The organism is Pseudomonas sp. BF-R-19 (genome assembly GCF_019956445.1).
GTDB lineage: Bacteria > Pseudomonadota > Gammaproteobacteria > Pseudomonadales > Pseudomonadaceae > Aquipseudomonas > Aquipseudomonas fluorescens_BH.
This window is the reverse complement of record NZ_JAHBDN010000008.1, coordinates 1-4,434: the sequence shown is the minus strand read 5'-3', so window position 1 is coordinate 4,434 and position 4,434 is coordinate 1. Positions and strand designations below refer to the sequence as shown.

The 4,434-nt window shown below is 64.6% G+C and carries 4 protein-coding genes; all 4 read left to right on the top strand.

Going from position 1 to position 4,434, the window contains the following annotated elements; all coding sequences use genetic code 11:
- The first annotated feature begins 139 nt into the window (after positions 1-139).
- The 4 genes from glcD to KGB28_RS00190 are packed head-to-tail and all read left to right on the top strand — an operon-like array spanning position 140 to position 4,345.
- Positions 140-1,639 carry a glycolate oxidase subunit GlcD gene (gene glcD / locus KGB28_RS00205; protein WP_223440999.1) on the top strand — a complete coding sequence of 500 codons (1,500 nt, stop codon included), beginning with the start codon at positions 140-142 and terminating at the stop codon, positions 1,637-1,639.
- The gene (gene glcE, locus KGB28_RS00200; protein WP_223440997.1) at positions 1,639-2,703 is read left to right on the top strand and encodes a glycolate oxidase subunit GlcE; all 1,065 of its coding nucleotides are present in this window, start codon (positions 1,639-1,641) and stop codon (positions 2,701-2,703) included. The genes glcD and glcE overlap by 1 nt, the downstream gene beginning before the upstream one ends.
- Positions 2,704-2,706: 3 nt before the next feature.
- Complete coding sequence (gene glcF, locus KGB28_RS00195) at positions 2,707-3,924, top strand: glycolate oxidase subunit GlcF (protein ID WP_223440996.1); 1,218 nt, start codon at positions 2,707-2,709, stop codon at positions 3,922-3,924.
- Between the two features lie 19 nt (positions 3,925-3,943).
- A complete protein-coding gene (locus KGB28_RS00190; RefSeq protein WP_223440993.1) occupies positions 3,944-4,345 on the top strand; it encodes a heme-binding protein in 402 nt (133 codons plus the stop codon).
- Positions 4,346-4,434 lie beyond the last annotated feature (89 nt).

The following is a 4,434-nucleotide window of genomic DNA, read 5'->3' as shown; positions in this document are numbered from 1 at the left end:
GTTGTGTTGAATGTGTCGCCGCCTTCGCGAGCAAGCCCGCTCCCACATGGTCCGTCGTGCAGACAAACATCCCAATGGACAGTCGGCTGTATCAGGCCAATGATGAAGGTCAGTGGCCTCCAGCGGGAGTCATGAACCGATGAACATTCTCTACGATGAACGCGTTGACGGCGCCCTGCCCGACGTCGACAAACAGGCGCTGTTGCAGGCCCTGCAAACCCGCTTGCCGAATCTGGAAGTCCTGCATCAGCGCGAGGAACTCAAGCCCTACGAATGCGACGGACTGTCGGCCTATCGCACCACGCCGATGCTGGTGGTGCTGCCCCGATACATCGACGAAGTCCAGGGGGTGCTGCAGGTCTGCCATGAACTGCACGTCCCCGTCGTGGCCCGTGGCGCCGGCACCGGCTTGTCCGGCGGTGCGCTGCCCCTGGAGAAAGGCGTGCTGTTGGTGATGGCGCGCTTCAACAACATCCTGCACATCGACCCTGCCGCCCGTACTGCGCGGGTTCAGCCCGGCGTACGCAATCTGGCGATCTCCCAGGCGGCGGCACCGTTCGGCCTGTATTACGCGCCGGACCCTTCCTCGCAAATCGCCTGCTCCATCGGCGGCAACGTCGCGGAAAATGCCGGTGGCGTGCACTGCCTGAAGTACGGCCTGACCGTGCACAACGTGCTCAAGGTCGACATCCTCACCGTCGATGGCGAGCACCTGAGCCTGGGCTCCAACGCCCTCGACGCCCCCGGTTTCGACTTGCTGGCGCTGTTCACCGGGTCCGAAGGCCTGCTCGGGGTGATCACCGAGGTCACGGTCAAGCTGCTGCCCAAGCCGCAGACCGCCAAAGTGCTGCTGGCGGCGTTCGATTCCGTGGAAAAAGCCGGGCGCGCGGTCGGCGACATCATTGCCGCCGGCATCATCCCCGGCGGCCTGGAAATGATGGACAACCTGGCGATCCGCGCCGCCGAGGACTTCATCCACGCCGGTTATCCGGTGGATGCCCAGGCCATACTGCTGTGCGAACTCGATGGCGTTGAAGCCGATGTCTCGGATGACTGCGACCGGGTGCGCCAGGTGCTGCAACAGGCCGGCGCCATCGAGGTGCGCCAGGCCAGGGACGACGCCGAGCGCGTGCGTTTCTGGGCCGGGCGCAAAAATGCCTTCCCGGCGGTGGGCCGCCTGTCGCCGGACTACTACTGCATGGACGGCACCATTCCCCGCCGCGAACTGCCCGGCGTGCTGAAGGCCATCGCCGAGCTCTCGAACGAATACGGCCTGCGGGTGGCCAACGTGTTCCATGCCGGCGACGGCAACATGCATCCGCTGATCCTGTTCGACGCCAATCAACCCGGTGAACTCGATCGCGCCGAAGCCCTGGGCGGCAGGATTCTGGAGTTGTGCGTGAAGGTCGGCGGCAGCATCACCGGTGAACACGGCGTGGGCCGCGAGAAGATCAACCAGATGTGCGCGCAGTTCAACAGCGATGAGCTGACCCTGTTCCATGCCGTCAAGGCCGCCTTCGACCCCGGTGGCCTGCTCAACCCCGGCAAGAATATTCCGACCCTGCACCGCTGCGCCGAATTCGGTGCCATGCACATACACGGCGGTCAATTGCCCTTCCCTGAGCTGGAGCGTTTCTGATGCGCAGCCCTGAAGATTTCGATGACAGCCAGTCACTGCTGGAACAGGTCAATCAGGCGCTGGAAAACGCCACGCCGTTGCGCATCCAGGGTTCCAACAGCAAAGCCTTTCTCGGCCGCACCACGGCCGGGGAAATTCTCGATACCCGCGCGCACCGGGGCATCGTCAGTTACGACCCGACTGAACTGGTGATCAGCGCCCGTTGCGGCACGCCGTTGTCGCAGCTGGCGCAGGTGCTGGACGCCGCGCAACAGATGCTGCCCTGCGAGCCACCGTCCTTTGGCGACGGCGCCACCGTCGGCGGCATGATCGCCTGTGGGCTGTCCGGGCCTCGGCGCCCGTGGTCCGGTTCGGTGCGGGATTTCGTCCTCGGCACGCGGGTCATCACCGGCCACGGCAAGCTGTTGCGCTTCGGTGGCGAGGTGATGAAAAACGTCGCCGGCTACGACCTGTCGCGCCTGATGGCCGGCAGTTACGGCAGCCTCGGGCTGATCGCCGAAGTTTCCCTCAAAGTGCTGCCAAAACCCCGGCAGTGCCTGAGCATCAGCCTGGAAATGGACGCCGAACGGGCTTTGTTGCGCCTGGCGGAATGGGGCCAGCAGCCGTTGCCGATCAGCGCGGCCTGTCACGACGGTTCACGCCTGCACCTGCGGCTTGAGGGCGGTGAGGGATCGGTGGCGGCGGCCCATGAGCGCCTCGGGGGCGAGCGGCTGGAGGCTTGCTGGTGGGACGATCTCAACGAGCAGCGCTTGAGTTTCTTCGATCAAGACCAACCGCTTTGGCGCCTGTCCTTGCCGCACAACACGCCGCTCCTGTCGCTGCCGGGGCGCCAGTTGATCGACTGGGGGGGCGCCCAGCGCTGGCTGAAATCCGATGCCGATGCAGCGTACATCCGCCAGGTCGTCGACGAGGTCGGCGGCCATGTCACCTGTTTCAGCCACGGTCTGACCGACAGCCCCTTCCATCCGCTGCCCCCGGCGCTGATGCGTTATCACCGCAACCTGAAACAACAACTCGATCCACGGGGCATCTTCAACCCCGGACGCCTGTACGCGGAGCTTTGAACCATGCAGACGACCTTGAGTGAAACCGCCAGCCATTTGCCCCGCGCCGCAGAAGCCGAAAGCATCCTGCGCACCTGCGTGCACTGCGGGTTCTGCAATGCCACGTGCCCGACCTATCAATTGCTCGGCGATGAACTGGACGGACCGCGGGGCCGCATCTACCTGATCAAGCAAGTGCTGGAAGGCAACGACGTCACGCAAAAGACCCAACAGCACCTGGACCGCTGCCTGTCGTGCCGCAACTGCGAAACCACCTGCCCGTCGGGCGTCGACTACCACAACCTGCTGGACATCGGTCGCGCGGTGGTCGATGCAGCGGTACCGCGCCCGCTCGGTCAGCGCCTGTTGCGCGAAGGGTTGCGGCAGACCGTGCCGCATCCGGATTTGTTTAAAAGCCTGGTCAATAGCGGCCAGGTGTTCCGCGCGCTGCTGCCCGGCACCCTGCAAAGCAAATTGCCGCGCAATGTCTACCCAGCCAAGCCGCGACCCACGACCCTGCGTGAGCGTCAGGTGCTGATGCTCGAAGGTTGCGTGCAGCCCAGCCTGTCTCCCAACACCAATGCCGCGGCGGCGCGGGTGCTGGACCGTTTGGGGATCAGCGTCATCGCGACCCGCGAAGCCGGTTGCTGCGGCGCCGTGGACTACCACCTGGACGCCCAGGCCGCCGGCCTCGATCGCGCCCGACGCAACATCGACGCGTGGTGGCCGGGCATCGAAAAAGGTGCCGAGGCGATTGTGCAGACGGCCAGCGGTTGCGGCGCCTTCATCAAGGATTACGGCCACCTGCTCGCCAGCGATCCGGCCTATGCCGACAAGGCGAAAAAGGTCAGTGCGCTGGCCCGGGACCTGGTGGAGGTGTTGCGCGACGAACCGCTGGAAAAACTCGGCATCCACGCCTCGCAACGCCTGGCCTTCCATTGCCCCTGTACCTTGCAGCACGGGCAGAAACTCGGTGGTGCCGTGGAAGCGCTGCTGACCGGACTCGGTTTCAACCTGACCTCCGTTCCCGACGGACACCTGTGCTGCGGTTCGGCGGGCACCTATTCGCTGACCCAGCCCGAACTGTCGCGGCAACTGCGCGACAACAAGCTCAACGCCCTGGAAAGCGGCCATCCCGAGGTCATTGTCACGGCCAACATCGGCTGCCAGTCGCACCTCGACGGCGCGGGGCGAACTCCGGTGCGGCACTGGATCGAACTGGTCGAAGCCGCCCTGCCTTAACCGAACCCTGGAGATGCCCATGAACAGCAAAGCCGTCCTGAGCCAGGCCGAAGTCGGCCAGATCATCAAAGCTGCCCGCGCCGAAGCACAGGCCAATCAATGGGCCGTGACCATAGTGGTGGTCGATGACGGCGGCCACCCGCTGGCCCTCGAACGCCTCGACGGCTGCGCGCCCGGCAGTGCCTACATCGCCACCGAAAAGGCGCGCACTTCAGCCCTCGGGCGGCGCGAATCGAAAAGCTATGAAGACATGGTCAACGCCGGGCGCTACGCTTTCCTTTCAGCACCCTTGCTGACTTCGCTTGAGGGTGGCGTGCCGATTGTCTTCGATGGCCAGGTGATTGGTGCCATCGGCGTGTCAGGCGTCAAGCCCGGGCAGGATGCGCAGGTGGCCAAGGCTGGGGCGCAGTGCGTGAAATGAACAGAATGCACATCAAACATCCACCATTGCCCCCATGTGGGAGCGAGCTTGCTCGCGATGGCGGAGTGTCATTCAACATAGATGTCGAC